The sequence below is a fragment of the Mycobacterium sp. D16Q16 genome, from assembly GCF_002013745.1.
Classification (GTDB): Bacteria; Actinomycetota; Actinomycetes; order Mycobacteriales; family Mycobacteriaceae; genus Mycobacterium.
This window is the reverse complement of the sequence record NZ_MAEY01000005.1, coordinates 202,422-224,388: the sequence shown is the minus strand read 5'-3', so window position 1 is coordinate 224,388 and position 21,967 is coordinate 202,422. Positions and strand designations below refer to the sequence as shown.

At 63.7% G+C, this 21,967-nt stretch carries 22 protein-coding genes and 1 riboswitch; of the genes, 13 read left to right on the top strand and 9 right to left on the bottom strand.

Translation table 11 applies throughout. From position 1 onward, the window contains the following. Window positions 1-59: 59 nt before the first annotated feature. Window positions 60-935 carry a sigma-70 family RNA polymerase sigma factor gene (locus B4394_RS08320; protein WP_078314717.1) on the bottom strand — a complete coding sequence of 292 codons (876 nt, stop codon included), beginning with the start codon at window positions 933-935 and terminating at the stop codon, window positions 60-62. A gap of 76 nt (window positions 936-1,011) precedes the next feature. Between B4394_RS08320 and B4394_RS08315 the strand changes: the two genes are divergently transcribed. Then, entirely contained in the window at window positions 1,012-1,308 is a 297-nt protein-coding gene (locus B4394_RS08315; protein ID WP_078312095.1) for a hypothetical protein, read from the top strand. Beyond that, on the top strand, window positions 1,308-1,673 hold the full coding sequence (locus B4394_RS08310; RefSeq protein WP_078314716.1) for a DoxX family protein: 366 nt from the start codon (window positions 1,308-1,310) through the stop codon (window positions 1,671-1,673). Before B4394_RS08315 ends, B4394_RS08310 begins: the two co-directional genes overlap by 1 nt. Before the next feature lie 19 nt (window positions 1,674-1,692). On the opposite strand, the gene B4394_RS08305 is transcribed toward B4394_RS08310, so the two are convergent. Next, entirely contained in the window at window positions 1,693-2,547 is an 855-nt protein-coding gene (locus tag B4394_RS08305) for a LysR family transcriptional regulator (RefSeq protein ID WP_078312097.1), read from the bottom strand. A 72-nt stretch (window positions 2,548-2,619) separates the two neighbouring features. Here B4394_RS08305 and B4394_RS08300 point away from each other — a divergent pair, with 72 nt between their 5' ends. From B4394_RS08300 to B4394_RS08290, 3 genes are all read left to right on the top strand, one after another. Further along, window positions 2,620-3,627 carry a bile acid:sodium symporter family protein gene (locus B4394_RS08300; RefSeq protein WP_078314715.1) on the top strand — a complete coding sequence of 336 codons (1,008 nt, stop codon included), beginning with the start codon at window positions 2,620-2,622 and terminating at the stop codon, window positions 3,625-3,627. An 81-nt stretch (window positions 3,628-3,708) separates the two neighbouring features. Further along, window positions 3,709-4,473: an endonuclease VIII Nei2 gene (gene nei2, locus B4394_RS08295; RefSeq protein WP_078314714.1), complete on the top strand. Its 765-nt coding sequence runs from the start codon at window positions 3,709-3,711 to the stop codon at window positions 4,471-4,473. Between the two features lie 66 nt (window positions 4,474-4,539). After that, window positions 4,540-5,235 (top strand): restriction endonuclease, encoded by a 696-nt coding sequence (locus tag B4394_RS08290; protein WP_078312100.1) that lies wholly within the window; start codon window positions 4,540-4,542, stop codon window positions 5,233-5,235. Here the strand turns inward: B4394_RS08290 and B4394_RS08285 are convergent. Genes B4394_RS08285 through B4394_RS08275 form a run of 3 tightly spaced genes read right to left on the bottom strand, consistent with a single transcriptional unit; the run spans window position 5,156 to window position 8,987 of the window. Then, window positions 5,156-5,812, bottom strand: a complete 657-nt coding sequence (locus tag B4394_RS08285; protein ID WP_078314713.1) for a DUF3159 domain-containing protein — start codon at window positions 5,810-5,812, stop codon at window positions 5,156-5,158. The genes B4394_RS08290 and B4394_RS08285 overlap by 80 nt on opposite strands. Then, a complete protein-coding gene (locus B4394_RS08280; protein ID WP_078314712.1) occupies window positions 5,809-7,686 on the bottom strand; it encodes a S9 family peptidase in 1,878 nt (625 codons plus the stop codon). The genes B4394_RS08285 and B4394_RS08280 overlap by 4 nt, the downstream gene beginning before the upstream one ends. Before the next feature lie 47 nt (window positions 7,687-7,733). Further along, the gene (locus B4394_RS08275; protein WP_078312231.1) at window positions 7,734-8,987 is read right to left on the bottom strand and encodes a calcium:cation antiporter family protein; all 1,254 of its coding nucleotides are present in this window, start codon (window positions 8,985-8,987) and stop codon (window positions 7,734-7,736) included. 281 nt (window positions 8,988-9,268) lie between these two features. Between B4394_RS08275 and B4394_RS08270 the strand changes: the two genes are divergently transcribed. Beyond that, window positions 9,269-10,027, top strand: a complete 759-nt coding sequence (locus B4394_RS08270) for a MerR family transcriptional regulator (protein ID WP_078314711.1) — start codon at window positions 9,269-9,271, stop codon at window positions 10,025-10,027. 17 nt (window positions 10,028-10,044) lie between these two features. Here the strand turns inward: B4394_RS08270 and B4394_RS08265 are convergent, their stop codons facing one another. The 3 genes from B4394_RS08265 to B4394_RS08260 form a co-directional block, all read right to left on the bottom strand. Further along, complete coding sequence (locus B4394_RS08265; RefSeq protein WP_078312104.1) at window positions 10,045-10,245, bottom strand: hypothetical protein; 201 nt, start codon at window positions 10,243-10,245, stop codon at window positions 10,045-10,047. A 30-nt stretch (window positions 10,246-10,275) separates the two neighbouring features. Further along, window positions 10,276-10,431, bottom strand: coding sequence for a DUF6131 family protein (locus B4394_RS25080; RefSeq protein WP_134066707.1), 156 nt, complete (start codon window positions 10,429-10,431; stop codon window positions 10,276-10,278). A gap of 172 nt (window positions 10,432-10,603) precedes the next feature. Continuing rightward, window positions 10,604-12,016, bottom strand: coding sequence for a phytoene desaturase family protein (locus B4394_RS08260; RefSeq protein ID WP_078314710.1), 1,413 nt, complete (start codon window positions 12,014-12,016; stop codon window positions 10,604-10,606). 200 nt (window positions 12,017-12,216) lie between these two features. Here B4394_RS08260 and B4394_RS08255 point away from each other — a divergent pair, with 200 nt between their 5' ends. After that, window positions 12,217-12,417, top strand: coding sequence for a three-helix bundle dimerization domain-containing protein (locus B4394_RS08255; RefSeq protein WP_078314709.1), 201 nt, complete (start codon window positions 12,217-12,219; stop codon window positions 12,415-12,417). A gap of 5 nt (window positions 12,418-12,422) precedes the next feature. On the opposite strand, the gene B4394_RS08250 is transcribed toward B4394_RS08255, so the two are convergent. After that, on the bottom strand, window positions 12,423-13,100 hold the full coding sequence (locus B4394_RS08250; protein WP_078314765.1) for a potassium channel family protein: 678 nt from the start codon (window positions 13,098-13,100) through the stop codon (window positions 12,423-12,425). Window positions 13,101-13,160: 60 nt separating this feature from the next. Here B4394_RS08250 and B4394_RS08245 point away from each other — a divergent pair, with 60 nt between their 5' ends. The 6 genes from B4394_RS08245 (at window position 13,161) to car (ending at window position 21,957) form a co-directional block, all read left to right on the top strand. Beyond that, window positions 13,161-14,657 (top strand): potassium/proton antiporter, encoded by a 1,497-nt coding sequence (locus tag B4394_RS08245; RefSeq protein ID WP_078312107.1) that lies wholly within the window; start codon window positions 13,161-13,163, stop codon window positions 14,655-14,657. Between the two features lie 81 nt (window positions 14,658-14,738). Then, window positions 14,739-14,907: riboswitch (M-box (ykoK) riboswitch) on the top strand. A 304-nt stretch (window positions 14,908-15,211) separates the two neighbouring features. Further along, window positions 15,212-16,948, top strand: a complete 1,737-nt coding sequence (locus B4394_RS08240; protein ID WP_078314708.1) for an NRAMP family divalent metal transporter — start codon at window positions 15,212-15,214, stop codon at window positions 16,946-16,948. 4 nt (window positions 16,949-16,952) lie between these two features. Beyond that, window positions 16,953-17,225: a WhiB family transcriptional regulator gene (locus B4394_RS08235; RefSeq protein ID WP_078314707.1), complete on the top strand. Its 273-nt coding sequence runs from the start codon at window positions 16,953-16,955 to the stop codon at window positions 17,223-17,225. Between the two features lie 303 nt (window positions 17,226-17,528). Further along, window positions 17,529-17,924 (top strand): pyridoxamine 5'-phosphate oxidase family protein, encoded by a 396-nt coding sequence (locus B4394_RS25340; RefSeq protein WP_078314706.1) that lies wholly within the window; start codon window positions 17,529-17,531, stop codon window positions 17,922-17,924. A gap of 9 nt (window positions 17,925-17,933) precedes the next feature. Beyond that, complete coding sequence (locus B4394_RS08220) at window positions 17,934-18,212, top strand: glutaredoxin domain-containing protein (RefSeq protein WP_078314705.1); 279 nt, start codon at window positions 17,934-17,936, stop codon at window positions 18,210-18,212. 187 nt (window positions 18,213-18,399) lie between these two features. Continuing rightward, window positions 18,400-21,957, top strand: a complete 3,558-nt coding sequence (gene car / locus B4394_RS08215; protein ID WP_078314704.1) for a carboxylic acid reductase — start codon at window positions 18,400-18,402, stop codon at window positions 21,955-21,957. Window positions 21,958-21,967: the final 10 nt, after the last annotated feature.

Here is a 21,967-nt window from a genome sequence, read left to right as displayed (position 1 = left end):
CTCGTTTCTGCCTCGCCCACCGTGCCGTCCGGTGTGGCTGGTGATGTGGCAGCCAGATATTAGCTCGATCCAGGGCCGCTGGCCCTCCGATAGGCGGCGGACAATTCGGCGCGACTGCTCGCGTGCGAGGCGATGTCTATGCGGGTTACCAGACCGCCGTGGGTTTCCATCCGGATGATGGCGAAGGGATGGCCGCCCGGTGCGATAACCGCACCGGGCTTGCCGTCGATAAGAAGCGACGCCGCCACGGCGATGCGGTCGATGAAGGTGCGCGTCTCCTCGGCAACCGCCCGGGCGCCCCGCACGAGTGTCGCTGTGCCACTGGGGATGAGTGTGCGGTCAACGGTACGGACCACGTCGGGGGCCATCAAGGTGATCAGGAGCTCGATGTCGCCGCCGCGGGCCGCCGACAGGAAGGCATCGACGATCTCCAGCTGGTTCTCGACGTCGCTGACTCTCGCGGGGTCAGCGCCGTGGAGCCGCGATCGCGCCCTACTGGCGAGCTTCTTCGCGGAGACGACGGTTGTATCGAGTACTGCGGCGACGTCTTCGAACGGCACGGAGAACAGGTCGTGCAGGACGTAGGCCACACGCCGCTTGGGGGACAATTCGCCGAGCACCACGACAATCGCACGTGAAACCTGCTCACGCCGTAGGAAATCCTCGTCGGCGGCAAGGCTCGTACCGGGGATGTGGTCGGCAGTCAGTGAAATCTCGCCGCGGCGTTCGCGCGCCCGGAGCTGATCGAGGCAGAGCCGGGCGGTGACGGTGGTAAGCCACCCGCCGAGATTTCCCACCTGATTCAGGTCGGCGGACTGCGCCCGGATCCAGGCGGCCTGCACCGCGTCCTCCGCGTCGTGGTGTGAGCCCAGGATTCGGTGGGCCACGGACAGCAGCCGCGGCCGCGCTGCCGCGAAGTTTTCGATGAGATCCACGAGAGAAGTCACCTTTCCGTCATGTCGGTCGTCAAGAGGAGTGAGGTCAACGAAACCGACGAGATAGGAGACATATATGAGCGTACAGATGGTCCGATTCAGCACAGATCCCGAACGGGCGCACGAGGTGGAGGACGCGATCGCGGCGCTGTTCACAGCGGTGCGCGAGGCCGCCCCGGCGGGCATGACGTACACGGCGGGCAGGGTCGGCGACGGTCCCGACTTCGTGTTCCTACTACAGCTCGTCGACGGTCGGGATAACCCGCTCCTGGGTATCCCGGATGCGCTCGACTTCCGCGCCAAGCTCGCGGGATGGACCGCTGAACCTGTGGCACCGCGCCCCTTCACCGTGCTGGGAAGGTATGAGGGCTGATGGCAATACTCGAGGTTGGACTGTTGGTCACGACGGTTCTGTGCATCATCGCCAATGGACTCGAGGTGGCGGCCAAGGCGGTCAAGGCACAGTTCGTGGTGCAGAACTGCGGTGAGGTCGGATTGGCGCCGCGATGGATTCCGTATCTCGCGGTCGTCGAGGGCGCGGGGGTGGTCGGTCTGGTCATCGGTCTTGCCGGGGTGCGTCCGATCGGCCTTGCCGCGGCAATGGGGTTGGTGGCGTTCTTCATCGGCGCGGTGGCCGCGCACATCCGCAGCAATGTGCTGCACAACATCGCGTTTCCGGCCGTGTTCCTGGCGCTTGCGGCGGGATCCGTGGCCTACTTCGCGCTACCGACTGGTTAGGGTCACGAGGGGCTGGAGTTCACCGGTGCAGGCGGTGCGTACTGGCGATGATCGCGTCGCAGAGTGCCTGCTCGGGTTCGGACAGCACGCTGCGCCGCCGTAGCAGCACGAACTCCAGCTCGCCAAGGTCGGGCAGGCTGTCATCGCTGACTCGGGTAAGACCTTCAGGCAAAAGGGATTCCGCGTGTGCGATGACACCCATACCCGCGAGGGCTGCCGCCCGCAGGCCCAGTTGACTGTCGCTGACGCATGCGATGCGCCAGGTCCGGCCTTCTCGCTCGAGTGCTCGCAACGCGGCGTGCCGAGTCAGGCTGGGCGGGGGATAGGTGACGACGGGTACCGGGTCACGCACGTCCTGGGTGTTGGGCCGCCCTGCCCACACCAGCCTGTCGCGCCACAGCAACTCGCCGTGCTTCTCTCCCGGCAGGCGCTTGGCCACCATCAGGTCCAGCTCGCCCGCGGTCATGCGCGTCTTGAGGTATTCACTCAGTCCGACGACGAGTTCCAGGTCCACCCCCGGATGCGAGTCCTGGAACTCGACAAGCACATCGGGCAGCTCGCGGGCCACTAGGTCGTCGGAGGCGCCGAGCCGGATGAGTCCGGTCAGTTCCGAACTCGCGAAGTAGCGGTCGGCCTGGGTGTGGGCGTCGAGGATCGAGCGCGCGAATCCGACCATCGCGGCGCCGTCTGCGGTCAATGCCAGATTGCGGGTATCGCGGCGGAACAGCTCTCGGCCGGTGGACTGTTCCAGCCGCGCGATATGTCCACTCACCGTGGATTGGCGTAGCCCGAGAATGCGGCCCGCCGAGGTGAACCCGCCCGCACGTTCAACCGTCAGAAAAGTGCGAAGCAGCTCGGGATCCAGCATCGCCATCACGATACTCGTTCAGAGATATCACTTCTATCAACTTTCGCAATCAGTGCCTGTACTCGTACGGTGGCCTGTGTGACTTGGCTGGCCAAACTTCGCATTGACGGCTTCTTGCTGGGGCTGTTCGCTGCCATGGGCATTGGGCTGCTACTCCCGGCCCGCGGCGGTGCGGCCGATGTTCTCGAGTGGGCGACCAAGATCGCCATCGGGGTGCTGTTCTTCCTCTACGGGACTCGACTGGAACCGCGCGAGGCACTCGAGGGTCTGAAGCACTGGAAACTGCACACCACGGTGCTGGCCGCGACCTATGTGCTGTTCCCGTTACTAGGGCTGGCGATGCGGCTGCTGGTGCCGTCGGTGCTGACCAGCGACCTTTACACGGGCGTGCTGTACCTGTGCCTGCTGCCATCGACGGTGCAGTCTTCGATAGCCTTCACGTCCATCGCACGCGGCAACGTCGGTGCTGCGGTGGTGAGCGCCTCGCTGTCGAATATGTTGGGCGTCTTCATGACTCCCGTCCTGGTGATGCTGCTCATGCAGACCACCGGGGAGGCGACTGTCTCGCCCACCGCGATCCTGGAGATCGTGGTGCAGCTGCTGCTGCCCTTTGTCGCCGGCCAGTTGTTGCGGCCCAAGCTGTATCGGATTCTGTCCCACGCCACGCTCACCAAAGTTGTTGACCGTGGCTCGGTCTACTTAGTGGTCTATGCGGCGTTCAGCGCCGGGATGGTCGAGCACGTCTGGCAGGGTCTGCAGATCTCTCGGCTGTTGGCAGTCGTCGCTGTCAGCATCGTGCTGCTGGCGGTGGTGCTGGGTGTCACGGCAGGGGCGGCACGGTTGTTGAGGTTTGACCGGGCAGACCGAATCGTCGTTATCTTCTGTGGATCCAAGAAGAGTTTGGCGACCGGATTGCCGATGGCCACTGTGCTGTTCGCGGGACACCCTGTGGGCCTGATTGTGCTACCGCTGATGATCTTCCACCAGATCCAATTGATCACCTGCGCGGCACTGGCCGGGCGGTGGGGGCGGTCCGAGAGTTCCGATGCGGCGGCCGTGGAGGGTGAGACCGTCTCTGCTGCCTGATCTTTGCGTATCGGCAGGCACGCTATCGCCTCGGTCCGGTATTGGATAGCCTGTGATGGCTAGCGCGAGGAGGGCGGTGGAATGCCAGAAGGCGACACGGTTTTCCGAACGGCGCGGCGCCTGGCCGATGCACTGACCGGCCGGGTGCTCACTGGCTGCGATATCCGTGTTCCACGCTTCGCAACCGTCGATTTGAGTGGGGAACGCGTTGACGGCGTGGTTGCACGCGGAAAACATCTCTTCATTCGCGTTGGTTGGGCCAGCATTCACTCGCACCTGAAAATGGATGGCAGCTGGCGGATCGTGCCCGTTCAGGGGTCCGTATCTACGTGGGACCATCGAATCAGAGCGGTACTGACGACAGACGACTCGGTGGCCCTCGGGATCAGCTTGGGGGTTGTGGATGTGGTCAAACGGGAACGAGAAAACGACATCGTGGGCCATCTAGGCCCGGATCTTCTTGGCGCAGATTGGGATTCGGCCGTCGCGTTGGAGCGATTGATAGCGCGAGCAGATGATGAGCTGGGTGCGACGCTTCTCGACCAGAGGGTCATGGCGGGCATTGGCAACGTGTATTGCAACGAACTGTGTTTTCTGGCCGGGTTGCTGCCCACAACGCCGGTGAGAGGCCTCGCTGATCCCGCGCGTCTCGTCGAGCGTGCCCATGCGATGTTGTCTGCGAACAAGGACAACCACCGCAGGACAACAACCGCTGACCCGCGGCCCGGCCGTGAGCTGTGGGTTTACGGTCGGCATGGAAAGCCGTGCCGCCGTTGCGGAACCCGGATCTCACGTGATCAGGCCCTGCCGCGCGTGGCGTATTGGTGCCCTAGTTGCCAGCAGTGACGGGCCACCGTGTACGCGGGCGTCCGCAGCGCCCAGCTGTCGGAGGGCTGGCTTAAAGTTCATCCAATGATGCTGCGGCGGTGGAGGCGTAAGGCGATTAAGGCAAGACGCCGCCTGTCGCGCGCATTGGTCGCGCTGATCATCGTGGTGTTGGCTGGTCCGGTCATTGCGCTGATTGTGTGGCCCGGCGTCCTGGTGTACCGGAACACGGGAGACCCAGCGCTCGCCGCGCTGGCGCAGGTGGCGTATCTGGCATCGCCCTATGCCGTGTATCTGATCTTGCGGGGTGCGGGATGGGCTCTGCGAGGGCTGGGCGATGCGATCACCCGGCGCCGATATGAGGCCAAGCTGCGCCGGTACACGACGCTGTCGGGGCTTTCCGAGATCGACGAGATGTCTGGCCTTGATTTCGAGACGTTCGTCGCGGCCCGCATGTATGGCGCCGGATGGCATATCGAGACCACCTCCGCGTCCAGCGATTACGGCGTTGACCTGATAGCCACGAATCGGCGCGATGTCGTCGCCGTCCAGTGCAAGCGTTATTCAAAGACCGTGGGTGTCAGGGCCGTTCAAGAGGTCGTCGCGGGTGCGCGGCACTACGACTGCACGCGCGCCATGGTGGTCAGCAACCAGGATTTCACCAGGCAGGCTCAGACGCTGGCCGCGACCAGCAAGTGTGAACTCATCGGCCGCGATCGCCTTCCGCGCTGGCTGAATCAGGGCGAGGTACCCGCCTTTTCGAACGCCGCACCGCCCAGATGACCACCAGCAGCGCCATACCGAAGAGCGGATAGCCCATAGCGATACGGGCGAAGGCCAGCCAGCCCACTGAGTCCTGGGCGTACAACCATTCCTGCACAACGAATCTGGACGCGAACACCGTCGCTAGCGCCAGAGTCGCCACCGCGAAGCCGAACCGCGACGGCCTATCGTCGCGCCAGTGCTGCCCAGTGCCGGTGACACCGTGCCAGATCACTCCCGCAAGTGGCCAGCCCACCAGCACCGAGGCCAGGAAGACCGCTGCGGCGATGAGATTGGTCCAAATGCCCATGAGAAAAAAGCCTTTGGCCGAACCGACCTGATAGGCGATGGCCGCTGAGATGGCAACCCCGAACAGCCCGGAGATCGCGGGCTGCAGCGGCTGGTTGCGTAACCACCGCCAAGCGGCAACCGCCGCTGCCGTCGCGATGGATATCCAGATCGCTCCGGCTAAACCAAAAGAACTGTTGCCCAAGGCAAACGTCAGACTGGGTAGACCGGCGTAGACGAGACCGGACAGACCACCTGCCTGTTCGAGCAGGGTGGGCTTGCGCTCGTCCAGCTCGGAAACCTCGGTCACCGTACCTGCCGTCCACCCAGATGCCGGGCCAGGAATCGTTCCGTCGCGCGGAACAGGTCGATCTGGTTCTCCGGGTTCAGGAACCCGTGCCCCTCATCGGCCTTGACCATGTACTCAACCTCGACACGACGAGCCCGCAGAGCTGCCACAATGTTGTCGGATTCGGCCTGGACCACGCGAACATCATTGGCGCCCTGTGCAACTAACAGCGGAGTGCGGATCTGATCCACCCGGCTGATGGGCGATCGGGCGAGCATATCGGCTTCCTGCTCCGGCACGGCGGGATCGCCGACGTACCGGTACCAGTTGTTGGTCAGGTTCGGCCGCACGAACGGCGGAAGGGTCCGCATGAAGTTCGCGAGATCCGAGATGCCCACGTAGTCGATGGCGGCTGCGAAGACATCGGGGGTGAAGGTGACCCCAACCAGTGCGGAGTACCCGCCGTACGAGCCGCCGAAGATCGCGACGCGGCCCGGATCCGCGTAGCCCTGCTTGACTGCCCAGTCGACGGCGTCGATCAGATCGTCGTGCATCCTGCCCGCGAACTCGCCGATAGCCGCCTTCGTGAATGCCTTGCCATAGCCGGTGGATCCGCGGAAGTTGACCTGCAGCACCGCGTATCCACGGTTAGCCAGGAACTGCACGGACGGATCGAATCCCCAGCTGTCACGGTGCCACGGACCACCGTGGACCACCAGCACCAGGGGAAGTCCCGCGGGTTCCACCCCAACGGGCAGGGTCAGGTAGGAGTGCAGATCCAAACCATCGCGCGAGGCGATCGTCACGGGCGTCATGGGCGCCAGGTCCGCCGGATCCAGGTGCGGGTACGGACGGAACAGCCGTCGGCTTTCGCCCTTTTCGTGGTCGTAGAAATAGGTGACTCCGGGCTCCCGGTCATGCGTAAAACTGGCCACCCAGCGTTGGCCGCTCTCGTCGGACGAAATTTCCGCGAGGTCTCCGTCCGAGAGTTCCTGGAGCCTTTCCAACACCGGAGCGAAATCCCGATCGAGGACCCGGATTTCTTGCCGCTCGCCGAGATACCGGACAGCCAGCAGCTCGCCGGTCCTTCGATGCCGGATCAGCGACGGCGCCAGGCCCAGGGCAGCGGAAAGGTCGAACGCCGGATGGCTGTCGACGACCGACTCCTCACCGGTGGCCAAGTCGAGCCGGACCAGGCGCGTGCGATCGGTGTCACGGCTGGAGCCCATCCACAACCCGGTACCGTCCGGCGTCATCTGGGTCGGGTGCATACCCACCGGGTAGTCCGCGCCGTTGTATACGACGAGAGGCTCCAGCGCCCCGGACTCGTAGCGGGAGAACTCGATATCTCCTGCAGGTGTCAGCGATTGCGTGAAGACCTCGTGATGAGGGCCGCAGAACCAGGCCATGACGTCGCCGGGGTTCTCGGCGAGCATGGTCAGCTCACCAGATGCGATATCGAGCTCGTAGAGGTCGATATGGTCGATTCGGCGGTGGTTCAGCTGGACGAACAACTTTCCGGGGCGGCCGGGTGGTTGCTCCAGGCCCAGCAGTCGCACGCCGGGAAACGGAGTCAGATCGGTGGCCGGTGCGTCGGCATCGTCCAAGTCGACCCGATACAGATGCCAGTTCTCGTCACCGCCGGAGTCCTGCACATATAGCAGCCAGCGCGGGTCGTCGACCCAGAGAAATCCCGTGACGCTTCGGGTTTCGTCGCGGGTGACGCACTGCGCGTCGGCGGGGCCGTTGCCATCGACGGCCTGCACCCATACGTTGAGACGATTCTTTCGCGGCGCCAGGTACGCGATCTTGGTTCCGTCTGGCGAGATCGACGCGGACGTGCGAACCGGCGGATCGAAGAACTCCTCGACGGTGATGAGCTTGGGCAGCGCCATTGTGTTCCTCTCGGTGTATCGAAGTAACACCAGGAGAAACTATGCCGCTACGGCACAGTCAACTGTCGTGTGGCTGACCTGCTGAACGGTGCCCGAATTGTCGCGATGAGGTGCTGGCGGTTGACGATCAAACCGGCGATCGCCAAGACGCCGTACACACCGCACAGGATGAGCCGGCCGTGGGTTGAGGTGATGGGGAACTGGATCACGAACAGTGCCAGCAGCGCCCACGCGGTACCGCGGTGGAACCGCAGGGCGAGGATCAGGGCCACGCCCATCATGGTTTGCGTTGCGGTGAGCAGGGTTTCTTCGACCTGACGGGCATCGAGTACCAGGGAGTACCCGCCGCCGCCCGCGAGATGGGCGATCGGCAGTGAACCGATCAGGAGGGTCCACTGGTTGACCTTTGACGAGATCAACGTCGCGATGGCCGCGGTTCCCTTGCCGCGGGCGGCGAAAATCGCGGCGATGATGAACTCGGGTGCTTCCGATGCCAGCGGTGCGAGCCACTGCACCAGGAGGAACTGGTCGATACCCAATTGTGTTCCGGCGCTTACCAGGCTGTTGGCGAAGGGCTCGGCGCATAACAGGATGATCGATGCGGCGAGTATGAACATCGTGACGACGGTGCTGCGTCGCATGTGCTTGGGCAGCATGCCAATGGCCGCGGCTGTGCCTACCAGATCCGGTTCCTCGGCTTCGCCGCGGCTGATCGTAAACAGATAGAACCCGAACCACGCCAGCAGCGCAACGCCCAGCACGAGGTGAATCTGCCCGCTCGCCGGAATGACAAACGCCACCACCCCGGCCACGAGCAGGAAGCCAAGCTCGATGCGGTTAGAGGGCGCCAATGACAGCAGGTTGGTGGAGCGTCCGGATGTCTTGCGGGCCACCGCGAGTGCGATGAGAACAACGACGGGCCAGCCCAGACCCATCAACAGCCTGTTTGAGCCGGTCATGTTTGCGGCGGCGTATTGGCTGTACTCGGGGACCTGGCCGGAGATGTAGGCGTAGTAGAGATCGACGGCATACTCGGGCAGCACCGCGATCAAGGCCAGCACCGCGATCGCCAGGCCACCGGAGACGTCAATCTGCGCGGCCTCTGCCGCCCACGCCAAGACAAAACTGGCGGCCACTACCGCGGCGCCATAGATGACGAGAGCCGCTACGGGATTGGGGTGCAACCCGCCGATCCGTGTGACGAGTGCCGGGGCCATGAACAGCGCCGTGATGAACACCGACCGAAGGAGCTGGCGACGCAACCCGCCGAGCACTGCGGGCGTACTAGCGGTGGTCTGCACGGGATCCTCTCTCGGGTCGGGCAGGGACATGGCTGAGCCCTGCTGATCGGGTCGCAGACACAAGTTAGCACCGTCAGGCACGCTCAGCAACAGATTGATATCCCTGCGTGACGCTAGTGAAACTCGAAAATTACCAGCTAGTAGGCCCCGTGATGAAGTTTTCGGTAACCCTAATGTCAATGTGTGGCAAACCAGATGGCGCGCGGTGTCGGGTCGTTGCTGATGAGGGGAGGGTTTCGCGTGTTGACCATGCCGTAGCGGCATAGTGTCGAGTGGCGGTTATGTCCGTGGATGCAGAAGGAGTGACGGTGGGCTGGAGCACACGGGAGCTTGCCGAGCTCGCCGGCACTAGCCTGCGTTCAGTACGCCACTACCACGACATCGGCTTGCTCACTGAGCCCGAACGCCGCTCCAACGGCTATAAGAGTTATGGCGTCGCGCATCTGGTCCGGGTCCTGCAGATCAAGCGCCTCACGGGGCTGGGGCTTTCCCTGAAGCAGATCGCCGAGATGGATGAAGCCAACGAGGACCCGCGCGAGGCACTGCGCGCGCTCGATGCGGAGCTGGTTGGCACTATCGAGCGCCTGCAGCGGGTGCGCGACGAGCTCGGACAGATATTGGCCAGCGAGGTGGCGGCGGATATGCCGCCCGAATTCGGCTCCGCAGCAGTCAATATGGAACTCTCCGATACCGACCGGTCACTCGCGTTCGTCATGTCCAGGGTGCTCGGTCCGGTGGGGCTGCAGGCGTTCATCGGGATGTTCCTGGATCAGCAAGACCGAGACCTCGATCACGAGCTGGAAAATCTGGCGGCCGACGCTGACGAGCAGACGCGTGTCGATCTCGCCGCGCGGATGGCCCTCCACACCCGGAAGTTGTACGCGGATCATCCGGGAATGCTCAACTCGACCGCGGACGCTCCACGCGGTCAACAGTTCGCCGAGCGCACTGTGGCTCAGGCGCTGTTGGATCTGTTCAATCCGGCGCAGCTCGACGTGCTGATTCGTGTGGGTGCCGCGATCAGATCAGCGCCGGATTAAGCGGTTCGGCCCCAAAATCAGCGGCTGGGTTGTGGGATATCGCATTGGCTGACCGTTGGATTGAGTCCCGCGTAGTTGAGGGGGCCGGCGAGCACGGTCAACGCGATTGTGCCCGCGCTGGCACAAGTTTGCGGGCTGTCGGTGAAGTATCCGCGTTGTGCGACGGCGATCGCCCCCACGATCAGCCACACCGTCAACAGTATTCCGGCGTAGCGCATGGCGTTCTCCCTGTTCTTTCAGCCAGCAAGTCAGTAGTAGTGGCGGCGGCCACCGACGGCGTGTCCCATGCGGCCCGCGACCATCAGGATCAGGCCGATGACGATGAGTACGACCCCGCCTGTCCATAGCCACCCGATGTTGAGGATGAAACCGGCGGCCAACAGGATGGCTCCGAGGATGATCATGTGGTCCCCACCTCGTTCAGTGCTGGGTTCTCAGGCTGATGATTTGTTTACGATGTCAACCATACGCCGCTAGCACCTTTCGCGGGGGATATTGAAGAATCGCTCGCCGTGCGCTTCGCGGGTCTAGAACTTCTGTTAATCCTGTTGTTCGACAACGGAATTAGTGATGCCGTTATGGCAACTGCTTGAGTGCGGCATGTGCGGCGTGCACACCGCACATGCCGTGCGCGCCAGGGCCTGGCGGTGTTGCCGCGGAACAGATGAACAGCCCCGGGGTGCCGAGGCTGTAGGGGTTCAGTCCGACTCGGGGCCCGAACACCAGCTGTCGGATGTCCTTGGCGCCCGTCATGATGTCCCCGCCCACGTAGTTGGCGTTATACACCGACATCTCCGTCGTCGAGCGCACCGCAGTGCCGACAATGCGCTCGCGGAAACCGGGTGCGAACCGTTCTATCTGGCGGATGATCGCCTCGGTGGCGTCTCCGCCGTAACCGGAAGGCACGTGCGCGTACGTCCAAAGCGGGTGGATAGCACCGGCCGAGCGCTGCGGATCGGCAAGATACTGCTGACCGACAAGGACGAAGGGGTGCTCCGGCATGACGCCCGCATGGATCTGCCGCTCGGTGGAGGCGACCTCGGCGTAGGTGCCGCCGAGGTGGACGGTGCCTGCGCGGTGGGCAGCGGGTGTGGTCCACGGAACCTCGCCGTCGACGGCGAAGTCGACCTTGAAGGCGCCAGGCCCGTGCCGGAACCTGGTGAACGCACGGGTGACACTTGCGGGCAGTCGATCACCGAGAATCTTTGCGACAGAGCCTGGTTCAAGATCGAATAGCGTCAGATCGGCGTCCGGAAGCTGCGCGGCGTCGTCGATGCGAACCCCTGTGCACACCCGGCCACCCAGCTCGGTCAGGGTTGCGGTCATGGCCCGGACGAGAGAACCGGTGCCGCCGGAGACAACTGGCCAGCCGTATCGGTGTCCGGCGGTCATGATTCCGAGGCCGACCGCGGCTGTCATCGGATAGTGCAATGGCCGGAAGGCATGTGCGGCGACCCCGCCGTACAGGGCGCGCGCCGACTCGGTGCGGAGCAGACGCGCGATGATGGAAGCGGGCAGCGCCGCCGGCAGTCCGAATCGCGCCATCTGCACCGGGTGGTGGGGCACACGCAACAGCGGCGCCGTGATGTCCTCCACGAGGGTCTCGAAATGCCGCGAGGGATAACCGAACAGCGCACGCCAACGGTTGCCATCACGCCCCATCAATGTGGCCGTGTCATCCACCGACCGGTACAGGACGCCCGCGGAGCCGTCGTCGAGCGGATGCACGCAGTCGATCTCGGGCAAAAGCCAGCGCACACCGTGACGAGCCAGATCCAGACTGGTCAAGAAGGAAGAACCGATGGCCATCGGGTGGGTGGCCGCGCAGTGGTCATGGATGAGTCCTGGCTCGAGCATCTCCGAGGAACGGCAACCGCCCCCGGGTGCATCAGTGGCCTCCAACACAGTGACAGAGATCCCTGCACGGGCGAGGGTAATTGCTGCGGCAAGTCCATTGGGGCCGCTGCCGACGACCGTCGCGACGCTCATCGGATCGTCGCGCCACGGGCGCGTACGCCACGAAATACACAGGTAATCAATGAATTACAGTCGACCTGCACCGTGACATCCACCTCCGTCGGCTCCCTCACCAGAGTCTACAAACTCGGCCACCGCATGCTTGGCTGGCCGTCTCAGGCATCGGTAAGGGCAGTTGACGAAACTGTAAACGTAGTGCAAATTTTGTCCCTGTGGCGGTACTCAGTGAGCGGGCAGGAATCGGTGACCTTGTGGAACAGCTGCATGGTCGACATCCAAACCTGAGTCGCGACATCGTGGAGGCGGTGGTGCGTGCCGAACACTCCCGCTTCGACGACAGCCCACTGCGTGACTATGTTCCGCTGTTGGTCGAGCGGCGCGCGCGCGAGGAACTGGCCCTGCTCAGCGTGTAGCCCATCTATCGGTCGGGTGTCATTTCGGCTCCGTGGATTGCCGCGCGTATCGCATGCTCAACGGCGCTGTTCGCGATGAAGAGCATCTCGTCCCCAGCCTCCAAGACGTCCTCGGGCTTGGGCAGCACGACGGTTCCGTTCCGGATCACAGTGACCAATGCGGTGTTGGGCGGCAGCTCCAGGTCGGCCACGCGCTGTCCCACTAAGGGATTGTCCTCGGGCAGAGTCAGTTTCGTCAGGCCCGCGCTTCCTTCACGCAGCCCCATGAGACGTACCAGGTGACCGATGTCGATCGCACCCTCGATACCCGCCACCATGGCGCCGGGTGTGGAGACCGCAACGTCGACGCCCCAGGCCTGACCGAACAGTCCCTGGTTGCGAATGTCGTTGATGCGGGCGACGACCCTGGGCACGCCGAACTCGGTCTTGGCCAGCAGTCCCACGACGAGATTGGCCTTGTCGTCACCGGTGGCGGCGACCACGACATCACATGTCTCGATCCCCGCATCTTCCAAGGTGTCGAGCTCGCATGCGTCGGCGTTGAGCCAGTCCGCCCCGGGCACGGCCTGTGGTTCGAAGTTACTGCGCTCGCGTTCGATCAACAGGATTTTGTGGCCGTAGTCGAGCAGCTCGCGCGCCACGGAACGACCGACCTTGCCCGCGCCCGCGATCGCGACTCGCATCTTCCGTTCCGCCACCCCGCTATCGTGCCCTATTAATCGGAGTCGATCGACGGGAACGAAGTGAGCCTGCACCAGCTGTACCTGGCTTTGCTCATTGGCGGGCTCGTGCTGCTCGCGAGCATTGTCGGCACCCGGGTGGCCACGCGCATCGGATTTCCCAGCCTTCTGTTCTTCCTCTTGGTAGGTGTCGTGCTCGGAGAGGACGGGCTTGGCCTCGAGTTCGATAACGTCGAGCTGGCTCGGAACGTGTGTACCGCGGCGCTTGCGGTGATCCTTGTCGAGGGCGGTTTGACCACGCGGTTCTCCGATATCCGCAAGGTGCTCGCACCCGCTGGCGCGATGGCCACCGCCGGTGTTGTCATCAGCACGGTCGTGACCGCGGTGGGTGCGCATGTGCTGTTGCGTATGGATTGGCAGCTGGCCTTGTTGTTGGGCGCCATCGTGTCCTCCACCGATGCCGCGGCGGTGTTCTCGGTTCTGCGAGTGCTGCCCCTGCCGCGCCGGGTCGCCGGACTGCTGGAGGCGGAGTCGGGGTTCAATGACGCCCCCGCCGTGATTCTCGTCCTGATGTTCAGCGTCGTGCCTTTCGTGTTCGAGCCGAAAAGCGCCGTGATTCAGATCGTCTACGAGCTGCTGGCGGGTTCGGCGATCGGTCTGTTGTCCGGTTTCCTGGGGGCCATGGCGCTGCGCCGGGTTGCCCTGCCCGCGTCGGGCCTGTATCCGATTGCGACATTCGGTATCGGGTTGGTTGCTTTCGCGGCCTCCGGCAGCGTGCACGCCAGCGGTTTCATCGCCGCCTATCTTGCCGCGGTGGTGCTGGCCAATTCCGGTCTGCCGCATCGGTCTGCCACCCGATCGTTCGCCGAGGGTCTCGGCTGGCTGGCGCAGATAGGCCTTTTCGTCTTGCTCGGCTTGTTGGTCAATCCCAGCGAGCTGATGGATGACTTGGTTCCCGCGATCGTTATCGGGCTCGTGCTCTTGCTGGTGGCCCGGCCGCTGTCGGTGGTGGGATCACTTGCCGGATTCGGTATCCCGTGGCGCGAGCAGGCTTTTCTGTCCTGGGCCGGACTGCGTGGTGCGGTCCCCGTCGTACTCGCCACTTTCCCGATCGTGGAGGGCGTGCCCGACAGTTACCGCTTGCTCAATATCGTCTTCGTTTTGGTGGTGGTCTTCACCCTTATCCAGGGACCGAGCCTGCGGCCCGTCGCGCACCTTCTGGGATTGATCACGCGCGAGACGACCCGTGAGATTCAGGTCGAGGCAGCACCTTTGGATGTGCTGGATGCGGAGCTGCTGACTATGAAGGTGCAACCGGGATCCCGGCTGCGCAACGTCACCATCCTCGAACTACGACTGCCCGACCCGGCAGTCGTCACCCTGATCATCAGGCAGGGCAATACCTTCGTCCCGCTGCCCGACACCCGGATCGAGTCGGACGACGAACTGATGATCGTCACCACCAGTAAGACCCGGGCATTGACCGAGTCGCGCCTGCGCGCGGTCAGTAGGCGCGGCAAGCTCGCCTACTGGTTCGACGAGTACGGGGATGTCGGCTGATCCGCGGGATACTGTCAAGGGGCCGTCAGGAATTGGGGTTGCGTTGACGCGCAGCACCACTCGGGCATACAGTACCGATCGTTAGCACCTCGCTAGGCGAGGCTCCTGCACGAACACAGGCCACTGATCCGACGACGTCGAGAGACGCCCAGGGTTAGGACAGATCTCCCCGGCCTAAGGGGTGATCCGAAGTGGCTTCCCGTTGGGATCACGTCGTGCAGTGCCGAAGCTCTGACGAGAGAGGTGGTCCGCCCGTTCGATGGCGGGTGGTTACTCCTCTTGTCTGAGTGCGCTTGACGTGCGCTGACACCAAACAGTTGCGGCACAGCCGCCCTGGCAGCGAGGAGGTGAGGGACGACATGCAGTCCGGCGATAGTCCGTATCCCAGTCCGGATCGAAAACCCGGCTTAGGCCGGCACATACACGCGTTCCCAGCCTTCCGCTGCGACCCCGTTTACGCCTGACCCGTTGCGAAAACTATTGCATCGGGCCTGATTTGGCGTGCGCGGAAACTTCCGCGGTGGACCGAACCCTGAGAAAGGGCGGCATCTGCAATGGCATTCTTCAATGGCGTTCCCCGCCGATACGACAGTGACGGGCATGCTCCGGCAGGCGCCGTCATGGATAGCGCCCATGTCGGCGACATCGTCGGTGCCCTGGGCACCATCGGACAACACGAGAGCACCGAGGGTCGTAGCAAGCGGCAGCGATTCCGGATGTTGTTGGCCGTCTTGGGTCCTGGCCTGATCGTGATGGTCGGGGACAACGACGCGGGAGGAGTGGCCACTTACGCGCAAGCGGGTCAGAACTACGGTATGGCGCTGATGTGGACGCTGGCTCTGCTGATTCCCGTGCTCTACGTCAATCAGGAGATGGTGGTTCGGCTCGGTGCGGTTGCCGGGGTGGGGCATGCGCGGCTGATCTTCACTCGATTCGGACGGTTCTGGGGCGCCTTCAGCGTCGGCGACCTGTTCGTGGTGAATGCGCTGACGATCGTCACCGAGTTTATTGGTGTGGCAATGGCGTTGAGCTACTTCGGACTTCCCCGGTGGATTTCGGTGCCCCTGGCTGCGGTGCTGTTGTTCGCAGTGGTCGCCGGAGGTTCGTTCCGGCGTTGGGAGCGGTTCCTCTTCGCGCTCATCGCGCTCAACGTGGTGATGATTCCCATGGCGATCCTGGTGCATCCATCCCTCGCCTCGACAGCATCGGGATTGGTGCCGTCCTCCCCCGGTGGTCTGAATGCCGAATTGTTGATGCTGATCGTTGCGATCGTGGGTACCACGGTGGCGCCCTGGCAGCTGTTCTTTCAGCAGTCCAACATCGTGGACAAGCGTCTGACACCCCGATGGATCCGTTACGAGCGAATCGATCTCGCCATTGGGATCGTCGTGGTGATGGTGGGTGCGATCTGCATCATGGGGGCCGCCGCATTTGGCCTGGCGGGCACCGACGCCGTGGGAAACTTCACCGATGCCGGTGCCGTCGCGAGGCTGCTCCACGAGCACGTGAGTCCAACGGTTGGTGCACTGTTCGCCATCCTGTTGTTGGATGCGTCGCTCATTGGCGCCAATGCGGTGGGGCTGGCGACTACCTACGCGCTGGGTGACACCTTCGGTAAGCGTCACTCGCTGCACTGGAAGCTGACCGAGGCGCCCGCCTTTTACCTGGGCTACGGCGTGCTGCTCGCTGGTGCCGCGGCGGTGTCGTTCAGCCCGGACCCGGTGCTGGGCGTCCTGACTCAGGGTGTGCAGGCGCTGGCCGGTGTGCTGCTGCCCTCGGCGACGGTGTTCCTGGTGCTGCTGTGCAATGACAAGGCAGTCCTGGGACCATGGATTAACACCGCTCTGCAGAATCTGATTGCCGGAGTGATTGTTTGGTCGCTCGTGCTGTTGTCGTTGTCGTTGACCGCGGCAACCTTCTTCCCCGATCTCAGCACCCAACAGCTCAAGACTTTCTTTGTCGCCGGAGCGATTGTCGGTGTGCTCGGCGGGCTGGTGATCTACGCGATGAAGGAGCGGGCCGATCGTGCCGCCGCGCGCGTGACCGCGGCGGATCTCGGCGGGCTGGATCCCGAGCAAGTGCAGGATCTGGAATCCTCGCCGCGGGATCGTGCACTGCGGCGGCAGATCATGCGGCAAGAACGTGAAACCTGGCGCACGCCAGCGCTTGACAGCCTGGAACGGCCGGCGTGGTCGCCGCTGCGCACCGCGGGAATGATCGCCCTCCGCGGCTACCTGGCGGTGGCGGTGGTGCTGGTTGGCGTCAAGGTCGCACAGACCATCGTCGGGTAGCGATATGAAGTGGCTTGAGTGGGCGCGTTGCCGTGGCATGCCGACCGATCTGTTCTTCTCACCGGATCACGAGCGGGGGAGGGCTCGGACCCTGCGGGAGGCCCGCGCCAAACAGATCTGTCAGCGCTGCCCGGTACGGGAGCCGTGCGGTAGGTATGCCGTCGCGGCGGGCGAATCGTTCGGGGTGTGGGGGGCGACCACACCGCGGGAAAGGCGTGACCGGAGCGGGGTGCCACCGCGGAAGCGGGCACTAGACGTAGTTAGGACAAGCGAATAATATAGTTTGGTGAGCCGAAACCAGCCAATGAGCCGAGATGGCCTGAATGCGTCGTGGTTCGAGACGGTGGCGATAGCGCAAGCGATCGCCTCGGGTGACAAGGTTTCCGCGGCGCACATCCTGCGGACCAGCCGTCGCCGGCTCATGGTTTCCGAGGGTCTGTTGCACCTGCTCTCGGTGCTGATGCGTGCGGCTCCGGCCGGTGCTACGAGTCGATTGCTCGATACCGCCCGGGCCTGCGTGCCGCCGCCCCCGATACCGAATCTCGTTCCAGTACAACTATTCCAGGAGGTTGCGTACACAATGCCCACGCTCACCGATGAGATGAAGCGGATGCTCGGTTCCCAACTGGCGATCCTGGCGACGGTGACCGACGGCACCACCCCCAACATCGGGCCCAAGCGCTCGCTGCGGGTGCGCGATGAACGGTCTCTGATCTTCAATGAGAACACCGGGGGTCAGACACTGGCCAATATCCAGGCCGGATCAAAGGTTTCCGTCGCGGTGATTGACCGCGAGGCGCTGGACGGGTACCGGTTCGTCGGTTCGGCCCACGTCCACGATTCGGGGCCGGCATTCGATGACGCCGTTGCCTTCGCGGAGGAACGAGGCCTGAAATATCCGCGCTGCGCCGTCGTCATCGCGATCGAGGGCATCTACACACTCAAGCCGGGCGTCACTGCGGGCAAGCCCGTGTAGACAGGGAGCATGACGAAGCCCGTCCCGGCGTCTGACGAGGTTGTTCTGTACTGGCGACCGGGCTGTCCGTTCTGTATCAAGCTTCGGGCGCAGCTGCGCTTCAGCCGGCTGCGCTACACCGAGGTCAATATCTGGGAATCTCCCGAGGCGGCCGCTTATGTGCGTTCGGTCGCCGATGGCAACGAAACGGTGCCCACCGTCAGCGTCGCGGGTCATCCGTTGGTGAATCCCTCGAGACGGGAGCTGTTGGCTGCCGCCCGAGAACACACCCCGCAGGCGCTGCGATAGTGACGCTCCTCACCTGCCGATGACCCCTGGGCCCGGCAGGCCCGGTCGGACCAGCGTGAATGCCCACTCCGCGGGAGCCGGTGTGTGCGGGCTCACAGGGAATAGTTAGCTTAGGTATGTACTTTTACGAGGTGGGCAATGTTGCCCTCCCACTTATTACTAACGCCGATCTCCGAGGTATCAAGGCATGACTGAAACGATCTCGACACCTGCCGCCACGACGACGCCTGATCTCGCGGAGCAGCAGGAACTTGAACAACGCGTCGCGCGGGTCGTGTCCAACGACCCGCAGCTGCAGGGACTCTTCCCTGACGATGCAGTGACCGATGCGGTCAATGAGCCCGGTCTGCCGCTGGTCGAGGTGATCCGGCGACTCCTGGAGGGCTACGGAGATCGTCCGGCGCTCGGGCACCGCGCCGTCGAGCTGGTGACCGACGACAACGGCGTGACTAACCTCGCGCTGAAGCCCGAGTACGTCACCACGTCCTATCGCGAGCTGTGGAACCGGGCCGAGGCCATCGCCGCCGCCTGGTACGAGCAGGGAATCCGTGATGGCGACTTTGTCGCTCAGCTGGGCTTTACCAGCACGGACTTCGCCTCGCTGGATGTCGCGGGGCTTCGCCTCGGAACGGTGTCGGTGCCCTTACAGACCGGTGCGTCGGTGCAACAGCGGAACGCGATCCTTGAGGAAACCCAGCCCACCGTCTTCGCCGCCAGCATCGAGTACCTCGACGCCGCGGTGGAGTCGCTCCTGGCGGCGCCGTCTGTGCGTCTGTTGTCGGTCTTCGATTACCACCCAGAGCTGGACGGCCACCGTGAGGCGCTGCGCGCTGTGCGCGCCCGACTCGAGGAGGCCGGTCGGCCGATCACCGTCGATCCGCTCGGCGACGCGATCGCGCGCGGGCGTGAGCTGCCTGCGGCACCACAGCCCAGCGAGGACCCCGACGCACTGCGTCTGCTCATCTACACCTCCGGCAGCACCGGCACCCCCAAGGGCGCGATGTACCCGCAATGGCTGGTGGCCAACCTGTGGCAGAAGAAATGGCTCAGCAGTACGGTCATTCCGGGCGTGGGCGTCAACTTCATGCCGATGAGCCACCTGGCGGGCCGCCTCACGCTGATGGGCACACTCTCCGGGGGCGGCACGGCGTACTACATCGCTTCCAGTGACTTGTCGACATTCTTCGAGGACATCGCGCTGATCCGTCCTACCGAGGTGCTGTTCGTGCCGCGCGTGGTGGAGATGGTCTTCCAGCGGTACCAAGCCGAGCTGGATCGCTCGCTTGCCCCCGGCGAAAGTAATGCGGACATCGCCGAGCAGATCAAGGTGCGCATTCGCGAGGAGGATTTCGGTGGGCGCGTGCTCAGTGCCGGATCCGGTTCTGCGCCATTGTCTCCCGAGATGAACGACTTCATGGAATCGCTGCTACAGGTAGCGATGCTCGACGGTTACGGTTCCACCGAGGCTGGGGCAGTATGGCGCGACGGTATCTTGCAGCGTCCCCCCGTCACCGAATACAAGCTGGTGGATGTTCCCGAACTCGGTTATTTCACAACGGATTCCCCACATCCCAGGGGCGAGCTGCGCATCAAGTCGGAGACCATGTTCCCCGGCTACTACAAGCGCCCCGAAACCACCGCCGACGTCTTCGACGAGGACGGCTATTACTTGACCGGCGACGTGGTCGCCGAGTTGGGCCCGGACCACCTCAAGTATCTCGACCGCGTCAAGAACGTGCTCAAGCTCGCTCAGGGCGAGTTCGTCGCGGTGTCTAAACTGGAGGCCGCGTACACCGGCAGCCCGCTGGTTCGGCAGATCTTCGTGTACGGCAACAGTGAGCGGTCTTTCCTGTTGGCAGTCGTGGTCCCCACACCAGAAGCCCTTGAACGGTATGCGGATTCGCCGGACGCGCTTAAACCATTGATCCAGGATTCGCTGCAGCAGGTCGCCAAGGGCGCAGAACTGCAGTCCTACGAAATCCCCCGGGACTTCATCGTCGAGACGGTGCCGTTCACCGTCGAATCCGGGCTGCTGTCGGATGCACGCAAACTGCTGCGTCCGAAGCTGAAGGAGCACTACGGCGAACGGCTGGAGGCGCTGTATACCGAACTGGCCGAAAGCCAGAACGAGCGGTTGCGTGAGCTGGCGCGGGAGGCGGCCAGTCGTCCCGTACTGGACACGGTGACCGATGCCGCGGCGGCACTGCTGGGGGCATCGTCCTCCGACCTGGCTCCCGATGTGCGGTTTATCGACCTCGGCGGCGACTCGCTCTCGGCGTTGTCGTACTCCGAGCTGCTGCGCGACATCTTCGAGGTGGACGTTCCGGTTGGTGTGATCAACAGCGTCGCCAACGATCTCGCCGCGATCGCCCGGCATATTGAGGCACAGCGGACTGGCGCCGCGACGCAGCCGACGTTCGCATCGGTCCATGGCCGGGGCGCGACGGTGATCAATGCCGCCGAGCTCACTCTCGACAAGTTCATCGACGAGTCGTTACTGAAGGCGGCCAAGGATATTCAGCCACCCACCACCGAGGTCAAGACCGTGTTGGTAACCGGTGGTAACGGGTGGCTCGGACGCTGGCTGGTGCTGGATTGGCTCGAACGACTGGTGCCCCACGGCGGAAAGGTGTACGCACTTATCCGCGGCTCCGATGCTGCGGCCGCCCGTGCACGGCTGGACGCCGTCTACGAATCGGGAGACCCCAAGCTGTCGGCCCACTACCGGCAGCTCGCGGAGCAGGGTCTCGAAGTGATCGCCGGCGATTTCGGGGACCAGGATCTGGGCCTGTCCCAAGATGTTTGGCAGAAGCTGGCCAGTGAGGTGGATCTGATCGTCCACTCGGGCGCGTTGGTGAACCACGTGCTGCCGTACAGCCAGCTGTTCGGCCCCAATGTGGCCGGTACCGCCGAGATCATCAAACTGGCGATCTCCCAACGGCTCAAGCCGGTCACCTATCTGTCGACGGTCGGTATCGCCGATCAGATCCCGGTCACCCAGTTCGAGGAAGATTCCGATGTCCGGGTGATGTCGGCAGAGCGCCAGATCAACGACGGTTACGCCAATGGGTATGGGAACTCGAAGTGGGCAGGTGAGGTGCTCCTGCGGGAGGCCCACGATTTGGCCGGGCTGCCGGTGCGGGTGTTCCGCTCCGACATGATCCTCGCGCACAGCGACTACCACGGTCAGCTGAACGTCACAGACGTGTTTACCCGCACCATTCAGAGCCTGTTGCTCACCGGCGTCGCGCCGGCAAGTTTCTACGAACTGGATAGCGACGGCAACCGTCAGCGGGCCCACTACGATGGCGTTCCAGGCGATTTCACTGCTGCGTCCATCACCGCGATCGGCGGCGTGAACGTGACGGATGACTACCGCAGCTTCGATGTGTTCAATCCCCACCACGACGGCGTCTCGATGGACACGTTTGTGGATTGGCTCATCGAGGCCGGGTACAAGATCGCCCGGATCGACGATTACGGCCAATGGCTCACTCGGTTCGAGACAGCCCTCAAGGGGTTGCCGGAGCAGCAGCGCCAGCAGTCCGTGCTGCCGCTGCTCAAGATGTATCAGAATCCGCAGCCAGCAATTGACGGAAGTGCGCTCCCGACAGCGGAATTCAGCGGAGCTGTGCGAGAGGCGAAGGTTGGCGGCTTGGGCCAGACCCCGGGCGAGATCCCGCATGTCACCAAGGATCTGATCCTCAAGTACGCCGCCGATATCGGCCTGCTGGGCATGATCTAGTCGATAGAAT

Bases quoted from the DNA above. Each gene is read 5' to 3' on its own strand.
- B4394_RS08290 (WP_078312100.1), top strand. From the start codon at position 4,540: ATGATGCTGCGGCGGTGGAGGCGTAAGGCGATTAAGGCAAGACGCCGC.
- B4394_RS25080 (WP_134066707.1), bottom strand. From the start codon at position 10,431: ATGATCATCCTCGGAGCCATCCTGTTGGCCGCCGGTTTCATCCTCAAC.
- B4394_RS08315 (WP_078312095.1), top strand. From the start codon at position 1,012: ATGAGCGTACAGATGGTCCGATTCAGCACAGATCCCGAACGGGCGCAC.
- B4394_RS08220 (WP_078314705.1), top strand. From the start codon at position 17,934: ATGACGAAGCCCGTCCCGGCGTCTGACGAGGTTGTTCTGTACTGGCGA.
- nei2 (WP_078314714.1), top strand. From the start codon at position 3,709: ATGCCAGAAGGCGACACGGTTTTCCGAACGGCGCGGCGCCTGGCCGAT.
- B4394_RS08250 (WP_078314765.1), bottom strand. From the start codon at position 13,100: ATGCGAGTCGCGATCGCGGGCGCGGGCAAGGTCGGTCGTTCCGTGGCG.
- B4394_RS25340 (WP_078314706.1), top strand. From the start codon at position 17,529: ATGCCCACGCTCACCGATGAGATGAAGCGGATGCTCGGTTCCCAACTG.
- B4394_RS08260 (WP_078314710.1), bottom strand. From the start codon at position 12,016: ATGAGCGTCGCGACGGTCGTCGGCAGCGGCCCCAATGGACTTGCCGCA.
- B4394_RS08270 (WP_078314711.1), top strand. From the start codon at position 9,269: ATGTCCGTGGATGCAGAAGGAGTGACGGTGGGCTGGAGCACACGGGAG.
- B4394_RS08310 (WP_078314716.1), top strand. From the start codon at position 1,308: ATGGCAATACTCGAGGTTGGACTGTTGGTCACGACGGTTCTGTGCATC.
- B4394_RS08280 (WP_078314712.1), bottom strand. From the start codon at position 7,686: ATGGCGCTGCCCAAGCTCATCACCGTCGAGGAGTTCTTCGATCCGCCG.
- B4394_RS08265 (WP_078312104.1), bottom strand. From the start codon at position 10,245: ATGCGCTACGCCGGAATACTGTTGACGGTGTGGCTGATCGTGGGGGCG.
- car (WP_078314704.1), top strand. From the start codon at position 18,400: ATGACTGAAACGATCTCGACACCTGCCGCCACGACGACGCCTGATCTC.
- B4394_RS08240 (WP_078314708.1), top strand. From the start codon at position 15,212: ATGGCATTCTTCAATGGCGTTCCCCGCCGATACGACAGTGACGGGCAT.
- B4394_RS08305 (WP_078312097.1), bottom strand. From the start codon at position 2,547: ATGGCGATGCTGGATCCCGAGCTGCTTCGCACTTTTCTGACGGTTGAA.
- B4394_RS08235 (WP_078314707.1), top strand. From the start codon at position 16,953: ATGAAGTGGCTTGAGTGGGCGCGTTGCCGTGGCATGCCGACCGATCTG.